Raw genomic sequence first — 17,031 nt, 5'->3', positions numbered from 1 at the left:
GGCGGAGGGTTTCGCCGCTCCGGCTCTTCGGCAGGATTCTCCAACATGACTGAAATCAACCGCGACGCCGCGTCGACCCTGGCCCGTGCCGGGTGGCTGGGTCTCGCGGCGGCGATGGTGGCTTTTCACATCGGGCTGATCTTCTGGGGTCTCGTCCCCAATCTCGTCAGCCGTCCTCTGCATCTGGCTTTCGTGTTGCCTTGGGTCTTCGTGTTCGATGCGAAGGGCCAATGGGAGCGCGTCACCGGCATCGCTCTGGCGACGCTTGGCGTGGCGGCGGCGCTCTGGGTCGCGGTCAATCACGATATGCTGGGCGACCAATACGGGTTCCTCGAAACCGATTTCCAGGTCGCCGTCGCCATCGTTCTGCTGGCCTGTGTCATAGAGGCCGCCCGCCGAGCGATCGGCTGGCCGCTGCCGCTGGTCGCGGTGGCAGCATTGGCTTACGCCGTCTGGGGGGTGCATATCCCCGGCGAGTTCGGCCATTCCGGTACACCGATGGCGAGCTTTCTCGGCACGTTGACGATCGCCGAGGGCGGCATCTGGGGCAGCCTGACTGCCGTGTCCGTCGGCGTCGTCGCGATCTTCGTGATCTTCGGCGCGGTGCTGAACGCAGGCGAAGCGGGGCAGGGATTCATGAACGTGGCTGCCGCGGCGGCGGGGCACCTGAAGGGAGGCGCAGCCAAGGTCTCGGTGATCTCTTCCGCACTCTTCGGGTCGATCTCGGGCTCGGCCTCGGCCAACGTGGCTTCGACCGGTGCGATCACACTTCCGGCGATGACGCGGCTGGGCTATCCCAAGCGGCTGGCTGCGGCCGTCGAGGCGGTCGCAAGCTCGGGTGGTCAGATCATGCCGCCGCTGATGGGGGCCGGCGCCTTCGTCATGGTCGAGCTGACCGGGGTGCCCTATACCGGCATCATGGCCGCGGCGATCCTGCCGGCGCTGCTCTATTTTTTCGCGGTCTGGGTTGGTATCAATGCCTATGCGCGCCGGTTCGATCTGCGCGGCATCGCGCCGGAGGACAGCCCGCCCGCGCGCGACGTGCTGATCACCTCGGGTTTTTTCCTTGTCCCTTTCTCGGTACTGCTCTGGGGCATGTTCGTGGGGGGGTACACGCCGCAATACGCCGCCTGCCTGGCGATCCTTGCCGGCGCTTGCCTGTTGGGGTTCACCCGGACGGGGCTGTGCTCCCCGGCACAGATCGGCGACCGCATTTCATCCGCCCTGCTGACCGCAGCACGGCAGATCGCGATGATTGCGTCGATCATCTTCTGCGCCTCGATCATCATCGGCGTGCTGTCGATCACCGGGCTGGGGGTCAAGATCACCTCGCTGATCCTGTCGGGTTCGGGCGGCATGCTGTGGCCGACGCTTTTGCTGACCGCCATTGCCTGCCTCGTACTGGGCATGGAGGTGCCGACCACCGCGGCCTACGTGATCTGTGTTTCGGTTGCGGGGCCTGCGTTGATCCAGCAGGGGCTGGAGCCGCTCCAGGCGCATCTGTTCGTCTTCTGGTTCGCGCTGCTGTCCACCATCACGCCACCGGTTTGTGGCGCTGTTTTCATCGCGGCGGGCATGATCGGCGAGAACTGGATCAAGGTCGCGCTCACCGCGATGGCACTGGGGATCGGCCTCTACGTCATTCCGCTCGGGATGATCGCCAACCCGAACATCTTGCGTCTTGCCGAGGCACCGGGCGCGGCGCTTTTCGCCTGCGCCAGGCTGGCTCTCGGGCTGTGGGTGCTGAGCTATGGCCTGATCGCCTTGCGCAGCTGGCCCAGCAAGTTCGGCGCCGGCGCGGTCGGTCTGGCCATTGCGATGTCCGGTGTGCTTCTGTGAGAGCGATGTCGAATTCCGTCGCCCGCAAGAAAGGAAACGCACCATGACTCCACCCGACACACTTCGCGCGCTGCTGAGCGAGGAGCGGTTGCTCGTCATGCCGTGCTGCTTTGACGCGTTGTCGGCCAAGATGATCCAGCAGGCCGGCTTCGACCTGACATTCATGTCGGGGTTCGCGGCCTCCGCCGCGCGGATCGGGGCGCCCGACCTCGGCCTCATGTCCTATGGCGAGGTGCTCGACAGCGCGCGCAACATTCGCGAGGCGGTCACGATTCCGCTGATCGCCGATGGCGACACGGGGTATGGCAACGCGATGAACGTGCGCCGCACGGTTCAGGGGTTTGCGCGGGCCGGATGCGCCGCCGTGATGATCGAGGATCAGTTGGCCCCCAAACGCTGTGGCCACACGCCGGGCAAGGCGGTGGTGACGCGCGACGAGGCCTTCGACCGGATTCGCGCGGCGGTTGATGCCCGTGCGGAGTCCGACATCCTGATCCTTGCGCGGACCGATGCCCGCCATGATCACGGGCTGGCCGAAGCCATCGACCGGGCGGCGACGTTTCACGAGTTGGGCGCCGATATCCTGTTCGTCGAGGCACCGCGTTCGGAAACGGAGATGAGTCAGATCTGTGACGAACTTCCCGGTGCCAAGATGGCCAACATGCTGGAAGGCGGCGCGACGCCCGACCTGACGCAGGCCGAGTTGAAGGAGATCGGCTTCTCGATCGCGGCCTATCCGCTGACCCTGATGTCGGCGGCGATGCGCGCGATGGACGCGGCCCTTTCCGCGCTGGCGGCGGATCATCCGCGCGATGAGTTGCTGATGCCGTTCGGCGACCTGCGCAGACGCATCGGGTTCGATGACTACTACGAAACCTCCTCCGCCTACGAGAGTTCGTCGCGCCCCGGCCCATCAGACCGGGATTGAGACTTTGGGCTAGGTGGTCGCGCACGGCTTTCCCGGTCAGAGTGTGGGCCTGATCCCTTGGGATCGGGGAGGACGGATTTGGGAGGATCTGTTGGCCGAAGATCATACACCGGAGGCCGGCGATGCCATCGCCCGTTTGACAGAGGCCCTGTCGCGCGGGCTGGTCGGGAGCGAGGTTCTGATCGAACGGCTCTTGCTCGGCGTGCTGTCCGGGGGGCATCTGCTGATCGAGGGCGCACCGGGCTTGGCCAAGACGCGGGCGGTCAAGCTGCTGAGTGCGGCGCTCGGCGGTAGTTTCGCAAGGATCCAGTGTACACCCGACCTGCTGCCCTCCGACCTCACGGGAACCGACGTGTTCCGCCCGGACACGGGCAGTTTCGGCTTTGCGCAGGGGCCGGTGTTTCACAACCTCGTGCTGGTCGACGAAATCAACCGCGCACCGCCCAAGGTGCAATCGGCCCTGCTCGAGGCGATGGCCGAACGGCAGGTGACAAGCGCGGGCGAAACCCACGCGCTGCCCGATCCCTTTCTCGTCGTCGCCACCCAGAACTCGATCGAGCACGAAGGCACGTTTCCGCTGCCGGAGGCGCAGCTCGACCGGTTCATGCTGCACGTCAACCTGACACAGCCCGATCTTGAAACCGAGCGGCGTATTCTCGACCTCGTCATGGACGAGAGCGTGAACGGGGTGTCCGCTCCACCCGAGGTCGGGCTCGATACGGTCCGCCTAGCGCAGAAACAGGCCGCCGCCGTGCACCTGTCGCCTGCGCTGAGGGACTACATCGTTCGGCTGGTGGTCGCGACGCGCAGTTCGCAGTTCGCCGAGGATATCGAACACGCCGTTTCGCCGCGCGGATCGCTTGCGGTCGCGGCGACCGCCAAGGCACGGGCCTATCTGCGTGGCCGCGATCACGCGGTGCCCGAGGACGTGCAGGCGGTCGCATCCGACGCGCTGGCCCACCGCATGTCGCTCAGCTGGAAGGCCACGTCGCAGGGGCGGACGTCACGGGACATGATCGCCGACATCCTCGCGGCGACCGAACCGCTGTGAGTGCGGCAGCCGGTGTCGGCGATGGGGTGTCCGTCACGGCCGACAGCCTGATCGCTCTGCGCCACGGTGCGCGCCGGCATCTTGCCGAGGGCGGCGGCACCAGTGCGCTTCCCGGCGGTTTCGCGATATCGCGTCGCGGCAACGGTCAGATCATCGCGGACAGTCGACTCTACATGCCGGGTGACGAGTTGCGCCACGTTGATCGTGGCGCCACCGCCCGGACCGGTGAGTTGCACATCCGCACTTATCACGAAGAGCGCGACCGCGTACGCTTCCTGATCGCGGATTTCCGGCCCTGCATGCTCTGGGGGATGCGGCGGGCTCTCCGCTCGGTCGCCGCGGCCGAGGCGTTGGCGTGGCTGGGTTGGCAGACGGTCGACAGCGGCGGGCGGGTCGGTCTTCTGGCGATCACCGCCGGAGAGCGGGTGCACGTGCCGTCCCGAGGTCGCGTGAGCGGGATGCTGGCGGTGATCGGCGGGCTGGTGCGTGCGCACCGGGTCGCGATAGACGCGGCGCCACGCGGGCTTGCAGATCCGCCACTCGACAACAGCCTGACCGGGCTCGACAAGTTGGTGCCGCGCGGTTCAGAAGTGCTGCTGGCAAGTTCGCTGGACACGCCCGGAGCGGATCTCGACAGCGTGCTGGGCGAACTGTCGCGCCACCGAAACCTGCGATGCCTTTTGGTCGGCGATGCCGGTCTCGACCGCCTGCCGGCGGGTTCCTACCCGGTGGTGCGGGCAGATGGCGGGATGATGCCGCTGCGCTACGGCGGTGCGGCCGAGGCTGGAGCGCCGCAGATCGAAGTGCTGAACGACTGGCCGGTCGCGTTCCTCGACGCGGGCAGCGTCATGCCCGAAGCCCTGCGTGGGACGGCGGCATGACGGACTCGGCTCTCACCCATGACGATCTGATTGCCGGTCTGCACGGCATGCGGTTGCCGGATGCCGCTCCGGGCGGGCTGCTGGCCGACCTTGCCGCCGCCGGTGCGGTCGGCCTGCTGGCGGGCTGCGTGCTGGCGCTGCTGTTCTCGCTGGTCAGCCGGCCTCATCCCGCCGCGCGGCAGCCGTCTTTGGCAGACCGGCTCGACGCGCTTGACCGGTTGCCAGAGGCGGACCGCACCGTGGCGTTGTTGCACCTGCTGCGCGAGCATGATCCCGATGCGGTGAGGGCCTTGCGCGACCAGCTCTATCGCCGCGATGCGCCGCTGGCCCTGGCCGACCTCGAGGACAGGGTGCGTCGTCATGTCTGACTTCGCGACGCCTTGGGCCTTCGTCCTGCTGCTCGTTCCGCCACTCATCCTTCTGCTTGCGCCGCCACGCCGTGCGCGTGGGGCAGGGTTGCTGGTGCCAGAGGGGGTCGGACGGCGCATCCTGATCGGCGCGGTGACGCGCGGCACGGGCGCGATCGGCTCATTCGCGGTGCCAATGCTGGTCTGGGGACTGCTGGTTCTGGCGCTTGCCGGGCCACGCCAGGTTTTGCCGGTGCAGGGTTTGCCGATCTCCGGGCGTGATCTGATCTTGGCGCTGGACCTGTCGGGATCGATGGTGCGCGATGATTTCGTGATCGACCAGCGCCAGGTCGCGCGTCTGGATGCCCTGAAACACGTCGGCGCGTCCTTCGTGCGAGGGCGCGGCGGCGACCGGGTTGGCCTTGTCGTATTCGGCTCCGACGCCTACGTTGCGGCGCCGCTGACCTTTGATGTCGACGCGGTCGCCGAAACCGTCGAAGGCATGGTGATCGGAATTTCTGGCCGTGCCACGAACATGTCCGACGCGCTGGGGCTCGCGCTCAAGCGGTTCGAGACCTCTGAGGCGGAAAGCCAGGTGGTTATCCTGCTGTCGGACGGGGCCAACAACGCCGGCGCGGCGACGCCGCGCGATGTGGCCAAGCTGGCGGCGGAACGTGGCGTGCGGATTCACACCATCGCGATGAGTCCGGTGGATCTCGCCGACGATCCGGATGAACGCGGTGCGGTCGACACGGTGACGCTCGCCGCCGTGGCCGACCTCAGCGGGGGCGAGATGTTTCGCGTACGCACCACCGAGGATCTGCGCGCCGTGGTGGAGGAGATCGACCGGCTCGAACCGACCGCGCGTGCCGGACTTGCCGCCGAGGTCTATCGCGATCTCTGGGTCTGGCCGGCGGTGGCGGCGGGGCTGGGGTGCCTCTGGATCGGGTGGCGCGACGCATGATCGACGCGCTCGACACCTTCGCTCTGTTGCGCCCCTACTGGCTGCTGTCGGTTCCTCTGGTGGTGGCATTGGCGTGGTGGTCGCATCGCCGGCGGGGCGAGCTGGGCGACTGGTCCCGCGCTATCGATGCACACCTGATGCAGGCGATGGACCGGCTGGGGCGCATCGAACGGTCCGGCCGCCGTGGCGCGGGCCTTGCGGCGTTTCTCGCCGCCGGTGTAGTGGGGGTGGCGTTGACCGGGCCGGCCGTGCAAATCGGCGAGGGGCAGAGTTTTCGCAACCTCGATGGTGTAGTGTTCGTGATGGACGTTTCGCCTTCGATGACCCGCGATCCGCGTTGGCACGAAGTGGTGACGCTGGCGCGCGCGGGCCTGAGCGTGCTGGCCACGCGGCCCGCCGCCCTGATCGTCTTTGCCGGGGACAGCTACGAGGCGGCGACCCTGACGACAGATCATCGCCCGTTGGGCCAGACCATTGCGCTCCTGACCGGCGACACCGTGCCGGACAGGGGCAGTCGGCCCGCGCTCGGGCTGCGGGACGCGGCAATTATGTTGTCGCGGGCCGATATCCTGGCGGGAGACGTTGTGCTGTTCAGCGACGGGGCCGGACTCGACGACGCCGCGCTGGCCGCCGCGCGCGACCTGAAAGCGGAGGGCGCCCGCCTGATCGTAGCGCATCTGGAAAGCGAGCACGGCGATGCCTCCGGGATCGAACGGCTAATCCGCAGTGCATCTGCCGAACGCGTGGCCGCGACCGATATCGACCGGTTCATGGACCTTCTGGGGGACAGCGATGGCGCGCGCTTCAGGGCGCAGGATTTCGGTCTTGCGATCTGGACCGACTACGGCCGGTTCCTGTTGTGCCTTGCGCTGGTCCCGCTGGCCGGGCTGTTTCGCAGGCGTTCGAGATGATCCTGCGCATCGCCCTCCCGCTGGCCTTGTCCCTTGCGATCCTCGCCGCGATGCTTGGTGGTGTGGCCCCGTTCGGGCGCGTGTTTTTGGCGCTCGGCCTGCCGTCGCTTGCCGCGCAGGTTCTTACCGATGCTCAATGGAGCGGCCTCGCGCTGGCACGGGCTGGGCGGATCGAGGAGGCAGCCGAGAGTTTCTCGCGCGCGGGTCCCGATGCGGCCTTCAACCTCGGCAACGCCGAAGCGCAGCGCGGCAACTACGCCGCCGCGCTTGAAGCCTATGACATCGCAATGGCGTACCGGCCCGACAGCCAGGCCGAGACCAATTTCGATCTGGTGCGCGCCTTCTACGGCGCGACACGGTTGGACGCCGACTCGATTGTCCGCTGGGGTGTCGAGCGCGACGGAGTGACCGTCGAGGCCGAGACCGGGCGCGGTTCGGGGCGGGCGTCGGGCACCGGAGACGAGGTGACCAATACAGGCGCGACTGTCGGATTGCCTGCACTTCAGAGCCACGAGCAGAAAAGCGTGCGCAAGGTGTTCGACGATGCCTTCGTTGTGGCGAGTCCGCGCTGGCTGGCCACGCTCGAAGACGTGCCCGGCGCCTTTCTCGCCGAACGCATTGCGCATGAGCGCAAAGCTCGACTCGCCAAAGGGCGGGCGCAACCGGAGGCGGAGGACCCATGGTGAAGCTGTGCCGGCTGACGCTGATGTGTCTCTTGCCTGTGTGCGTGCACGCCCAGACACGTAGCGTGGCGCCCGACGAACTGATCCTGAACGTCACGTTTGAGGAGATGGAGCACGTTCCCTATCAGGGCGAAATGGTTCTGTTGACGATCCATGGGATCTACAAGCGCCACATCACGCTGGAAACGCTCCAACAGCCTGACCTGGACGGGTTCAACTGGATGCAGCTTGGGGAGGACCACTGGTATGCGAGCACTCTGGATGGCAAATCGGTCAAGAACATGCGCCGGCGCATGGCACTGTTTCCCGACCGGGCCGGCGAGATCGAGATCGGCCCGTTCCGGCATCGCCTGACGCTGCTGGACGAAAACAACGCGTGGTTCGAACATACGATCGAATCCGAACCGTTGCGTCTGACTGTCCTCGACGCGCCCGTTGCCGAGGGCTGGTGGTTTCCGGTACGCCGGTTGCAGATCAGCGACAACTGGTCCAACGCGCCCGATCAGTTGGCCCCGGGCGAAGGGGTTCTGCGGATCGTCCGGGTGTCGGCGCTGGGAGCCAGCCCCGACATGATCCCGCCGATGCCTGAACTGACCTCGCCCAGTGCGCTCATCTTCCCCCATCCCGAAAAGAGACTTGTCGATCTGACCTCCAAGGGTCCGGAGTCCGTCGCGTTCTGGCGCTGGACGATCAAGCCACGCAATGCGACCTCGGCGATCGTCGAGCCGATCCGGTTTACCTATTTCGATACCGATGCGCGCCAGATGCACGAGGCAGTGATCTCGCCGCAGCGAGTGGCTTATGACACTACGCTGACGGGAGAAACGTCCCCGGAAGTCGCGCCGCCCGATCCGGTGCGACTGAACGCAGCGATTGTATCTCTCACGACGGTGGCAGCCGGTCTCGCCGGGGTGCTGTTCGGGCGTATACCGGGCGGTCGCATCACGCTGGACCCCTTGCGATATTGGCTGACGCGGCTGCGGCTGCGGCAGGCCTTGCATCGGGCCAGCCGCGACAACGACCTTGCCGCCTTGCGTCGCGCAGCGCATCGGCTGGACGCGCTAGCGCCGTCAAATGAGACGCGCTCGGCACTATTGGACCAGCTCGATACGGATATTTTTGCTGCCGAGCCTGCGTCCGTTGACACCCGCCGCTTCACGCGAACTTTTCTGGGCAGCCTTGCCGGGCGCGTGCCGGAAAACGGGGAGCTGCGGACGTGATCGGTTTCCTTGCCATGCCGACGCCTGTTTTGGTAGCGTCAAGCCGGGAGGACCATTCATGAAGACCTTGGAGAAGAAGGACGATGCGATCGTCATTCGCTCGATCCTCGTCATCGATGACCATCCACTCTATTGCGATGCGCTCGTGGCCACCCTGTCCGAACGGTGCCAGGCGCAATCCGTGCGCTCGGCCAATAGTTTGGCAGAGGCGGTTCGGCTGCTCGAGGGCGGCGAAACGCCGGATCTCGTTCTGCTCGACCTGCGGCTGCCCGACGTGACGGGACTGAGCGGATTCCTGGCGATCAAGGAACGTCTGCCCGAGGTGCCGGTGTTGGTGATTTCGGCGGACTCCTCAGACGAGACGATCCAGATGTTGCTGGAGGCGGGGGCGGCAGGGTTCGTGCCGAAAGGTGCCTCTCAGGAGGATTTCCGCATCGCTCTGGAGAAGATCGAAAGGGGCAGCAAGGTCGTGCCGGACGGTTTCAGACCCCAGGCCCGCCCCGATGTCGCCGACGCGACAACGGTGCAGGAGATCGCCCAGAGGATCGCCGACCTGACCCCGCAGCAGGGGCGGATCATGGGGCTGATCTGCGCGGGCAAGCCCAACAAGCAGATCGCCTATGAGATGTCTCTGGCCGAAGCCACGGTCAAGGCGCACATCACGGCGCTGTTGCGGCGGCTGGGGGTGCGCAACCGGACGCAGGCGGCAGTTCTGGTCAACAAGGTTGGCTTTCCGAGCCGGAGCAAGATGTCGGACGAGGACGCCCGCGCTTTGCTGAGTTGAGGTCGCCATGAACGTGCAGCCGCCCGGATTCATAAGGTCACCCGAACTCGTCGCCTTCGGCGTGTCCTATGCAAGCGATCCGGACGCGGCGGTGCAACAGGTCGTAGAACAGATCGGTGTGGCGGGTCACTGCTTCGTGCTGGTCTTCGTGCCCGACAGTCTGGATCACGACAGGGTTGCCCAGGCGCTCAACCGATCGCTGCCCAAGACGCCGGCGTTCGGCTGCACCACGGCCGGCCAGATCACGCCGAAAGGGTACCAGAACGACGCGCTGCTGCTGGTGGCTTTTCCGCGGCGACATTTCCGCTGTTCCTCGACCCTGATACATCCGCTCAAGCCGCTGTCGATCGAAGCGACGGCGCTGCAGGCACGCACCCTGGCGGAGCGTTTTCAGAAAACCGCCAACTGGAACCGTTTCGCGGTCACCTTCGCAGATGGGCTTTCCAAGCAGGAGGACATTCTTGTCGCGGCGCTGGACGCGGGGCTGGGGGACCTGCCGACTTTCGGCGGTTCGGCCGGGCACGGGCTTGCCTTTGACGAGACCCTGGTACTGCATGGCGGCCAGTTCCACGCCGATGCGGCGCTTCTGATCCTGGTCGAGACCGATCTGCAATTCGCAGGACTGGAGTTCGACCACTTCATGCCGACGGATCGTCAGCTTGTCGTGACCGAAGCGCAGCCCGAGGACCGCATCGTGACCGAGATCAACGGTTCTCCCGCGGCACGCGAATACGCACGGCTCGTCGGGCACGACGTATCGGAGCTGTCGCCGCGCGTCTTTGCCGAGAACCCGGTTCTGGTGCGTAACCACGACACCTGGCACGTGCGCGCGATCCAGCAGGTCGTGGATGGTCAAAGCCTCGCTTTCCTGTCGGCTATCGAGAACGGCCTAGTGCTGACGCTGGGCCGGGGGAAGGCGATCCTCGAGACCTTGGAGGCCGAGCTTTCGGGCGTGGGACGGAACGGACACGTACCCGATTTCATACTCGGCTTTGATTGCGTGTTGCGGCGGCTCGAGGTCGAGCAGAACCAGCTTGTTGCCGAAGCCTCGCGCATTCTGTCGGCCCATCGTGTGCTGGGCTTCAACACCTATGGCGAGCAACATCGCGGCGTTCACATGAACCAGACCTTCGTCGGGATCGCATTTTTTTCGCCGGGACGGGCGGACTTGTCATGATTGATCCCAACGAACCGCTTGAGGTTCAGGTTCAACGGCAGGCCAAGATCATCGATGCGTTGGTGCGCCGGGCCAATCAGCAGCATGAACTGGGCGGCTCGGCCTATTCGCTGTTCCAGTCCGCGATCCGCTTGCAAAGCAAGGTGTCGGAAAAGACGCGCGATCTCGAGGACGCGCTGACCACGCTCGGACGGGCAAGCAACCGGTTGGAAAGCTCGGAAGTGGCGCGCGCCCGCACGCAGCGAACGCTCGAGGACGCGCTTGAAACCATGGAGGGCGGGTTCGCGCTGTTCGCCGAAGGGCGCCTGCAGGTTTTCAACGATTTCTTCAAGCACCTGATCCCGGATGTCCAATCCCTGGTCGAGACCGGCCTCGAATTCTCGGCTTATGTCGAGGCGCTTGCCCGCAGCAAGAGCATCCACCCGCGCGACGGGCTGACGCGGTTCGGCTTGCGCCGGTCGATCCTGCAATTGGGTGAGGGGCCGGCGGCGCCCTTCGTACTTGGTCTGCGGAACGACCGTTGGTTCGTCATCACGTCAAGGCGCACGCGGTCCAACAACACGGTGATCCTGCAGACCGAAATCACCGCCGTCGTGCGCAACAACCGACTGGAAAAGAACCGTCTGATCGACGAGCAGGAGCATTTTCTGCAGGCAGCCTTCGATCACATGCCGCAGGGGGTTGCGACCTTTTCCGCCGAGGGCACGCTGCTGATCAACAATGCACAGTTCGGGGCGCTGCTGACCCTGCCGATCCAGCTGACGACATTGGGAACGGCCTTTGGTCAGATCATCGAATATCTCAAGGCGCAGGCCTTGGTGGGCGACCTGCCGCATGACGATTTCGCCAGCCTTATCCGGTTCCTGCGCCGGGCCGGAAACCTGCGCCAGCGGGTGCGTCACGTGAACGACAGAATACTCGACATCGACATGCATCCGCTGCCTGACGGCGGATGTATCGTCAATGTGATGGACGTGACGGTCGAATTCCAGACCACGGAGATGCTGGAGATGCGGGTCCAGGCACGCACTTCGGAACTGACCGAGGCCAACGTTCAGCTACGCCGTCAATACGAGGAACAGGCCCGCGTCGAGGAAGACCTGCGCGTTGCCAAGGCAGAGGTCGAGACGGCCATGACATCGAAGACCCGATTCTTCGCAGCGGCGAGTCATGACCTGCTTCAGCCGATCAATGCGGCCAAGCTGCTGATCTCGACGGTTCTCGACCGCACCGTGGGAAGCGATATCGAGGAAACCGTGCGCCGGCTCGAAGGCTCGTTCCGCTCGATCGAGGGTCTGCTGCATGCGCTTCTGGATATTGCCCGGCTGGAAGCCACCGATACCAACCTGGTCGTGACCTCTTTCCCGCTGCAGGATGTCTTGCAGGGCGTGCACGAGGATCTGGGACAGCTGGCGGTTGAAAAGGGACTGGACCTACGCTTCGTACCGACAAGCCTTTGGGTCAAGAGCGACCAGCGCTATCTTGCCCGGTCGGTGCAGAATTTCGTCGACAACGCGATCCGCTACACCAACGAGGGCCGGATCCTCGTCGGTTGCCGACGTCACCGTGACACGGCCACGATCGAGGTCTGGGACACCGGAGTCGGGATTCCGCGCAAGGATCAGCAGTTGATCTTCGGCGAGTTCACGCGTGCCGACCGCTCCGGCAACAACAGCCAGGGCATGGGGCTGGGCCTGTCCATCGTCGACCGTGCCTGCCGCCTGCTGGGCCACCCTATCGCCGTGCGCTCCAAACCCGGGGTCGGTTCGGTCTTTTCACTGACCCTGCCGGTCGTCGCTCCCAACGCACTGATGACCGGCAGCACGGACAGCGCGGCGCGTAACGGCGACGAGGACATGGACCTGATCATCCTGTTGGTCGAAAACGATCCGGGCGTTGCGTTCGCGATGGTTCAGAAACTGGAGGGCTGGGGAGCCAGCGTTCTTGCGGCGCAGAGCACTCAGGAGGCGCTCGGTCTGGTCGAGGATATCGGGATGCCGCCGGACATCATCCTTGCGGATTATCACCTGAACGGGGATGACACGGGGATCAAGGCGATCCTGACGCTGCGCGACAGGCTCGATCGCGACATTCCCGCCATCATGATCACCGCCAATCACGAGGATCACATCAAGGAAGCCGGGTATCGGCATCGGTTCTCGGTGTTGACCAAGCCGGTCAACCTGTCGCGGCTCCGGTCGCTGATCGATTGGAAGACGCTGGCACATGCCTCGTCCTCCTGATCGCCGCGACCGCCTGCGCGCCGACCAAAGTATCCCGTGACGTGGCGAGGAAAAAACATAGGCTGGTCGCCGACAAGGGAGGCAATCATGCGAACAAAATTGATCGCGGTCGTGGCGGCTCTGGCGCTGAATCAGGCGGCGGCGCAAGCCGAGGAAGCCTATGACCTGATCTTCAAGACCGAAACCCTGTCGGACGTTTCGACGGCTTCGGTCCTGGTTTACGACCGCAACGTCGTTATCGCCGCAGATCCCGATCGCGCGGCGCGCAATACGGGTTCGGTCAACCTGACGTTCGAGCCCGACGACATGGCGCGGCTCACGTTCTTTCAGGACGGCAAGCACCGGGGGCTCGGCCAGTTCCCCGCATCGGTCGGAAACCCGGTGGTGATGTATTTTGTCGAGACGGTTCTGCGTGACGTGGCGCATCAGGCCGGTGGCAGCCCGTTCTACATCCGCAACAGGATCAAGGACGCACTCGTTCAGGAGGCTGACATCCATGCCGCGCAGTTCCGGTTCGACGGGCGCGCGCTGGCCTCGCGGGAGGTGACCCTCCATCCGTTCGAGAACGACGAGAACCGTGAACGGATGAAGGGCTATGGCGATCTTGCCCTGACCTTCACCATGTCCGAGGAGATCCCAGGATGGTACGGATCCCTCGTCGCAAAGGTACCCGGTGAATCCGACGAGACGCCGCTATATACCAATGCCCTGACCCTGCAAGCTGTCGAGACAACACAATGATCCGCGCGGTGACAATTGCTCTGGCCGCGAGCCTCGCAGTTGGCGTTTCGGCGCAGACGGCCGAGGAACGATTCAACGACTATCCGACCGTCGCACGGGCAGATTACGTCTTTGCCTGCATGGCCACCAACGGGCAGAGCCGCAGGGCGCTCGAAAAGTGTTCCTGTTCGATCGACGTGATCGCATCGATCCTGCCGTACGAGAAATACGTCGAAGCCGAGACGGTGCTGTCCATGCAGCTTGTCGGGGGAGAGCGGACATCGATCTTCCGCTCTTCTGCCATGGCCAGCAATCTCGTGGCCGACCTGCGCCGCGCACAGGCCGAGGCCGAGATTCTCTGTTTCTGATCGTGTCGGGCGGCGCGACCTCAGGATTGCACCGATTTCGGCAGGACCTGTTCGAACAGGTTGCCCTCGGTGTCATGCGCCCGCACCGTCAGGGTCGGCGCGCCATTGTCGGTATAAACGAACCGAAAGACCGGGTTTTCGCTGACCGAGATGCCGCCCTCGAGCGAAAACAACAGCTCCTCGCCCTGATAAACCTCGAGCGAGTCGATGAAATGCGCGCTGACGAACAGCTGTGTGATCTGGTCGCGCTGCAACCCTGAATAGTTCGGGTGGCGGATCATGATCTGCGCATCCCGCCGCTGCCCCGACATGTTGTCGGACTCGTCAAAATGCTTGAGCCGCATCTGTCCCATCGACGCGAGCGCCGCGGTCGGATCCTTGGTGGCCGGGGCCGAACACCCGCCCGACGCCTTCACGAAACGGCCCGACATGAAGGTGCCCGCTTCCGTTGTCGCCAGGACGCGGACGTTGGAATACTGGTCGATCCGAACCCGCAGTTCGAAGTCGACTGGCTGCATCCGGTCGCCGAAGGTCAGATCGGCCGCCATCGGGGCGGGGTTCTCGTCGATGATGACCTGCGCCTTTCTAAGTGTCACCGTTGGATCGACCTGACGGATCACCACGGGCACGGTGGCCGCATCGTTTGCGCGATAGGGTGCATCCACGGTGAAGAGCGCCGCGCCATCCCGAACATCGGTGCCGGACGGAACGAAATCGTCGCGAAGCTCTTGCCAGGTCGGCCCGTCAATCAGAGGATTGTCGCGCGCACCATCCTGCGCCAGCGCAGCTTGGGCAAGCATTGCGACAAGCATTGCGAGAACGAGTGGTTTCATGACGGACCTCCACCTTTGATGGCGAAAGTTACCATAATCGTGGCCCAGGCGAAACGCAGACTTACGGATATGAACCTAGGCGCACGGAAGCTTGATAGATTGAACGTGTCGAAAGGACGGGAAGAGCCATGTTCGAACTGATCGTCACGCTATGTCTCGCGGCGCAGACCGAAACCTGTCGCGACGTCCTTCTGCCCGGCTACGAGGCCGCAACACGCGCGGCGTGCGAGGCCGGTTTGTCCGAGCGCCTGGAGAGAGCTGTATCCCGCTTTCCCGGCCTCTTGGCGAAGGGCACGGCCCGTTGCGTTCCGTTGGGCGCGGTCGCGGAGGTGCACGAAGCTGCGGACGGTGTTTTCGTCTTTCACGGTCAAGTCGCGGAACCCGCTGCGGACAACGTGGGGGCAGTGTCCAACGCGGGGTTCGTGATTGGTGCGGACTCGGTCGCCGTCATAGACACGGGAGGGTCAAGGGTGATCGGCGAACGGCTCTATCGCGCGATCCGGGCGCAGACGGATCTTCCGATCAGCCATGTAATCCTGACCCACATGCATCCTGATCACGTGTTCGGGGCATCGGTATTTGAAGAAGTTGGTGCAATAATAGTCGGCCATGTCAAACTCGCCACAGCCCTCATGGATCGGCGGGAAAGTTACCGGACCGCCTTCGAACGTGTCATCGGCGACGCGCCGTTCATCGGCTCGAAGATCGTACTGCCTGAGGTTGAGGTCGCTGACCGGTCGGTGATCGACCTCGGCGGCAGGGAACTCGAACTCATGGCCTGGCCCACGGCCCACAGCACCAACGACCTGACGGTGCTGGATCGCGAAACGGGTGTGATGTTCACCGGCGACCTAGTATTCAACGACCACGCCCCGGCGCTCGACGGTTCGGTGCGCGGCTGGGTGTCGGTATTGGATAGGATGCAAGGGCAACGAGTGGCGCAGATCGTGCCGGGCCACGGCGGGCCGGTGCTGCCTTGGCCAGATGGGGGCGCCGACCTGTCGCGCTACCTGTCCGTTCTGATCGCGGACACGCGCAGGGCGCTCGACCGCGGCGCGGCGCTCAGCATCGCGGTCGATACCATCGCAACCTCCGAGGCGGGCCGTTGGCAGCTGTTCGAGCAGTTCAACGCGCGCAACGCGACCGTCGCCTATACCGAGCTCGAATGGGAATGAGCCCCTATTGCGGTATCTGCGCCATCAAGGCCTGGCCGATCGCATAGATGCGCTGTTCCAGCAGCACCGGGGTCTCGCAAACATAGGTCAGCGATTGCGCCCGGTCTCGGAAGATGCGTTCATCCCAGTCGAGCTTCTCTTCCAGCTCGTCGACCTGGTCGAAATCGGGCGCGTCGGCCTTCATCAGAGTGTCCATCCGCACCCGCGTGTCCTCGATCGCTTCCGACAGGGCGATCTGCTTCAGAGAATAGCGTTCGATCCCGGAAATGATCGCGGAACGATCGCGCTGCACACGGTCGAACACGGCGCGGAACACCTTGCCCAGGTCATCCTGGGTCAGGTCGGGATGAGCATCTGCGAAGGCCGCGATCCTCACTCTGGCTTCGTCGATACCGACCCGGCGTAGCGACAGCGCGGTGATCAGCGTTGTCGCGTCCTCGGCGATCGCGTCCGGCAGCGGGCCTTCGGGCACCGGATGCGGCCACATCAGGCCAAGCGACAGCTCGCCAACCTTGCGCTGAATGCAGGGCCATGTCGGGTCAGAGAAATCCGCGGCCTGCATCGTGCCGCCGAGGATCAGCGCGGTCAGGGTGGCGGTCAAGGCGCGTGCGATCTGCATCGTTCGGAGTCCTCCCGGTTCGCTCGGCTGCCATCCTATAGGTTGAGCCGAGCCTGTCCATCAGGGCCAACACACACCTATGTCTTAATTGTGCGGCGCGACATCCGGGATGTAGCCTTTTGAAACCGGGCGCACAGCCCGCCTAAGACTTTGATGGGGGTATGGATGCGCACGCGAGCGGCTGTTGCGATGGAGGCGGGGAAGCCGCTGGAGGTGATGGAGGTCAATCTCGAGGGTCCGCGGGCGGGCGAGGTTCTGGTTGAAATCAAGGCGACGGGGCTGTGCCAC

At 64.8% G+C, this 17,031-nt stretch carries 17 protein-coding genes and 1 pseudogene; 16 read left to right on the top strand and 2 right to left on the bottom strand.

Features of this window, described 5'->3' with window-relative positions:
- The first annotated feature begins 45 nt into the window (after positions 1-45).
- From JF290_RS17585 to JF290_RS17520, 14 genes are all read left to right on the top strand, one after another.
- The gene (locus JF290_RS17585) at positions 46-1,839 is read left to right on the top strand and encodes a TRAP transporter permease (RefSeq protein ID WP_199026213.1); all 1,794 of its coding nucleotides are present in this window, start codon (positions 46-48) and stop codon (positions 1,837-1,839) included.
- A gap of 43 nt (positions 1,840-1,882) precedes the next feature.
- Positions 1,883-2,767, top strand: a complete 885-nt coding sequence (locus JF290_RS17580) for an isocitrate lyase/PEP mutase family protein (protein WP_199026212.1) — start codon at positions 1,883-1,885, stop codon at positions 2,765-2,767.
- Between the two features lie 91 nt (positions 2,768-2,858).
- Positions 2,859-3,818, top strand: a complete 960-nt coding sequence (locus tag JF290_RS17575) for an AAA family ATPase (protein WP_199026211.1) — start codon at positions 2,859-2,861, stop codon at positions 3,816-3,818.
- Complete coding sequence (locus tag JF290_RS17570) at positions 3,815-4,699, top strand: DUF58 domain-containing protein (protein WP_199026210.1); 885 nt, start codon at positions 3,815-3,817, stop codon at positions 4,697-4,699. The genes JF290_RS17575 and JF290_RS17570 overlap by 4 nt, the downstream gene beginning before the upstream one ends.
- Positions 4,696-5,067, top strand: coding sequence for a hypothetical protein (locus JF290_RS17565; RefSeq protein WP_199026209.1), 372 nt, complete (start codon positions 4,696-4,698; stop codon positions 5,065-5,067). The genes JF290_RS17570 and JF290_RS17565 overlap by 4 nt, the downstream gene beginning before the upstream one ends.
- Entirely contained in the window at positions 5,060-6,010 is a 951-nt protein-coding gene (locus JF290_RS17560; RefSeq protein ID WP_199026208.1) for a VWA domain-containing protein, read from the top strand. The genes JF290_RS17565 and JF290_RS17560 overlap by 8 nt, the downstream gene beginning before the upstream one ends.
- The gene (locus tag JF290_RS17555; protein WP_199026207.1) at positions 6,007-6,921 is read left to right on the top strand and encodes a VWA domain-containing protein; all 915 of its coding nucleotides are present in this window, start codon (positions 6,007-6,009) and stop codon (positions 6,919-6,921) included. Before JF290_RS17560 ends, JF290_RS17555 begins: the two co-directional genes overlap by 4 nt.
- Positions 6,918-7,607, top strand: a complete 690-nt coding sequence (locus JF290_RS17550) for a tetratricopeptide repeat protein (protein WP_233155519.1) — start codon at positions 6,918-6,920, stop codon at positions 7,605-7,607. The genes JF290_RS17555 and JF290_RS17550 overlap by 4 nt, the downstream gene beginning before the upstream one ends.
- Positions 7,601-8,824, top strand: coding sequence for an urease accessory UreF family protein (locus tag JF290_RS17545; protein WP_233155512.1), 1,224 nt, complete (start codon positions 7,601-7,603; stop codon positions 8,822-8,824). The genes JF290_RS17550 and JF290_RS17545 overlap by 7 nt, the downstream gene beginning before the upstream one ends.
- 58 nt (positions 8,825-8,882) lie before the next feature.
- A complete protein-coding gene (locus tag JF290_RS17540; RefSeq protein ID WP_199026206.1) occupies positions 8,883-9,608 on the top strand; it encodes a response regulator in 726 nt (241 codons plus the stop codon).
- Positions 9,609-9,615: 7 nt separating this feature from the next.
- On the top strand, positions 9,616-10,785 hold the full coding sequence (locus JF290_RS17535) for an FIST N-terminal domain-containing protein (protein ID WP_199026205.1): 1,170 nt from the start codon (positions 9,616-9,618) through the stop codon (positions 10,783-10,785).
- Positions 10,782-13,028, top strand: coding sequence for a hybrid sensor histidine kinase/response regulator (locus JF290_RS17530; RefSeq protein WP_199026204.1), 2,247 nt, complete (start codon positions 10,782-10,784; stop codon positions 13,026-13,028). Before JF290_RS17535 ends, JF290_RS17530 begins: the two co-directional genes overlap by 4 nt.
- An 87-nt stretch (positions 13,029-13,115) precedes the next feature.
- Complete coding sequence (locus JF290_RS17525) at positions 13,116-13,769, top strand: hypothetical protein (RefSeq protein ID WP_199026203.1); 654 nt, start codon at positions 13,116-13,118, stop codon at positions 13,767-13,769.
- Complete coding sequence (locus tag JF290_RS17520) at positions 13,766-14,116, top strand: hypothetical protein (RefSeq protein ID WP_199026202.1); 351 nt, start codon at positions 13,766-13,768, stop codon at positions 14,114-14,116. Before JF290_RS17525 ends, JF290_RS17520 begins: the two co-directional genes overlap by 4 nt.
- Before the next feature lie 20 nt (positions 14,117-14,136).
- Here JF290_RS17520 and JF290_RS17515 read toward each other — a convergent pair whose 3' ends face one another.
- The gene (locus tag JF290_RS17515) at positions 14,137-14,949 is read right to left on the bottom strand and encodes a quinoprotein dehydrogenase-associated SoxYZ-like carrier (protein ID WP_199026201.1); all 813 of its coding nucleotides are present in this window, start codon (positions 14,947-14,949) and stop codon (positions 14,137-14,139) included.
- Positions 14,950-15,077: 128 nt separating this feature from the next.
- On the opposite strand from JF290_RS17515, the gene JF290_RS17510 reads away from it, so the two are divergent.
- Complete coding sequence (locus tag JF290_RS17510) at positions 15,078-16,124, top strand: quinoprotein relay system zinc metallohydrolase 2 (RefSeq protein WP_199026200.1); 1,047 nt, start codon at positions 15,078-15,080, stop codon at positions 16,122-16,124.
- 4 nt (positions 16,125-16,128) lie between these two features.
- Here the strand turns inward: JF290_RS17510 and JF290_RS17505 are convergent, their stop codons facing one another.
- Positions 16,129-16,743: a hypothetical protein gene (locus JF290_RS17505; RefSeq protein ID WP_199026199.1), complete on the bottom strand. Its 615-nt coding sequence runs from the start codon at positions 16,741-16,743 to the stop codon at positions 16,129-16,131.
- A 165-nt stretch (positions 16,744-16,908) separates the two neighbouring features.
- On the opposite strand from JF290_RS17505, the pseudogene JF290_RS17500 reads away from it, so the two are divergent.
- Positions 16,909-17,031: pseudogene (locus tag JF290_RS17500) on the top strand (S-(hydroxymethyl)glutathione dehydrogenase); the annotation flags it as partial.

The sequence above is a fragment of the Sedimentitalea arenosa genome, assembly GCF_016428585.1.
Taxonomy (GTDB): domain Bacteria; phylum Pseudomonadota; class Alphaproteobacteria; order Rhodobacterales; family Rhodobacteraceae; genus Sedimentitalea; species Sedimentitalea arenosa.
The sequence above is the reverse complement of the archived record's forward strand: the minus strand, read 5'-3'. Positions and strand labels throughout refer to the sequence as shown.

What these genes read in the sequence shown, in the direction of transcription:
- JF290_RS17585 (WP_199026213.1), top strand. Translation starts at nt 46, where the DNA reads ATGACTGAAATCAACCGCGACGCCGCGTCGACCCTGGCCCGTGCCGGG.
- JF290_RS17580 (WP_199026212.1), top strand. Translation starts at nt 1,883, where the DNA reads ATGACTCCACCCGACACACTTCGCGCGCTGCTGAGCGAGGAGCGGTTG.
- JF290_RS17565 (WP_199026209.1), top strand. Translation starts at nt 4,696, where the DNA reads ATGACGGACTCGGCTCTCACCCATGACGATCTGATTGCCGGTCTGCAC.
- JF290_RS17560 (WP_199026208.1), top strand. Translation starts at nt 5,060, where the DNA reads ATGTCTGACTTCGCGACGCCTTGGGCCTTCGTCCTGCTGCTCGTTCCG.
- JF290_RS17555 (WP_199026207.1), top strand. Translation starts at nt 6,007, where the DNA reads ATGATCGACGCGCTCGACACCTTCGCTCTGTTGCGCCCCTACTGGCTG.
- JF290_RS17550 (WP_233155519.1), top strand. Translation starts at nt 6,918, where the DNA reads ATGATCCTGCGCATCGCCCTCCCGCTGGCCTTGTCCCTTGCGATCCTC.
- JF290_RS17545 (WP_233155512.1), top strand. Translation starts at nt 7,601, where the DNA reads ATGGTGAAGCTGTGCCGGCTGACGCTGATGTGTCTCTTGCCTGTGTGC.
- JF290_RS17540 (WP_199026206.1), top strand. Translation starts at nt 8,883, where the DNA reads ATGAAGACCTTGGAGAAGAAGGACGATGCGATCGTCATTCGCTCGATC.
- JF290_RS17535 (WP_199026205.1), top strand. Translation starts at nt 9,616, where the DNA reads ATGAACGTGCAGCCGCCCGGATTCATAAGGTCACCCGAACTCGTCGCC.
- JF290_RS17530 (WP_199026204.1), top strand. Translation starts at nt 10,782, where the DNA reads ATGATTGATCCCAACGAACCGCTTGAGGTTCAGGTTCAACGGCAGGCC.
- JF290_RS17525 (WP_199026203.1), top strand. Translation starts at nt 13,116, where the DNA reads ATGCGAACAAAATTGATCGCGGTCGTGGCGGCTCTGGCGCTGAATCAG.
- JF290_RS17520 (WP_199026202.1), top strand. Translation starts at nt 13,766, where the DNA reads ATGATCCGCGCGGTGACAATTGCTCTGGCCGCGAGCCTCGCAGTTGGC.
- JF290_RS17515 (WP_199026201.1), bottom strand. Translation starts at nt 14,949, where the DNA reads ATGAAACCACTCGTTCTCGCAATGCTTGTCGCAATGCTTGCCCAAGCT.
- JF290_RS17510 (WP_199026200.1), top strand. Translation starts at nt 15,078, where the DNA reads ATGTTCGAACTGATCGTCACGCTATGTCTCGCGGCGCAGACCGAAACC.
- JF290_RS17505 (WP_199026199.1), bottom strand. Translation starts at nt 16,743, where the DNA reads ATGCAGATCGCACGCGCCTTGACCGCCACCCTGACCGCGCTGATCCTC.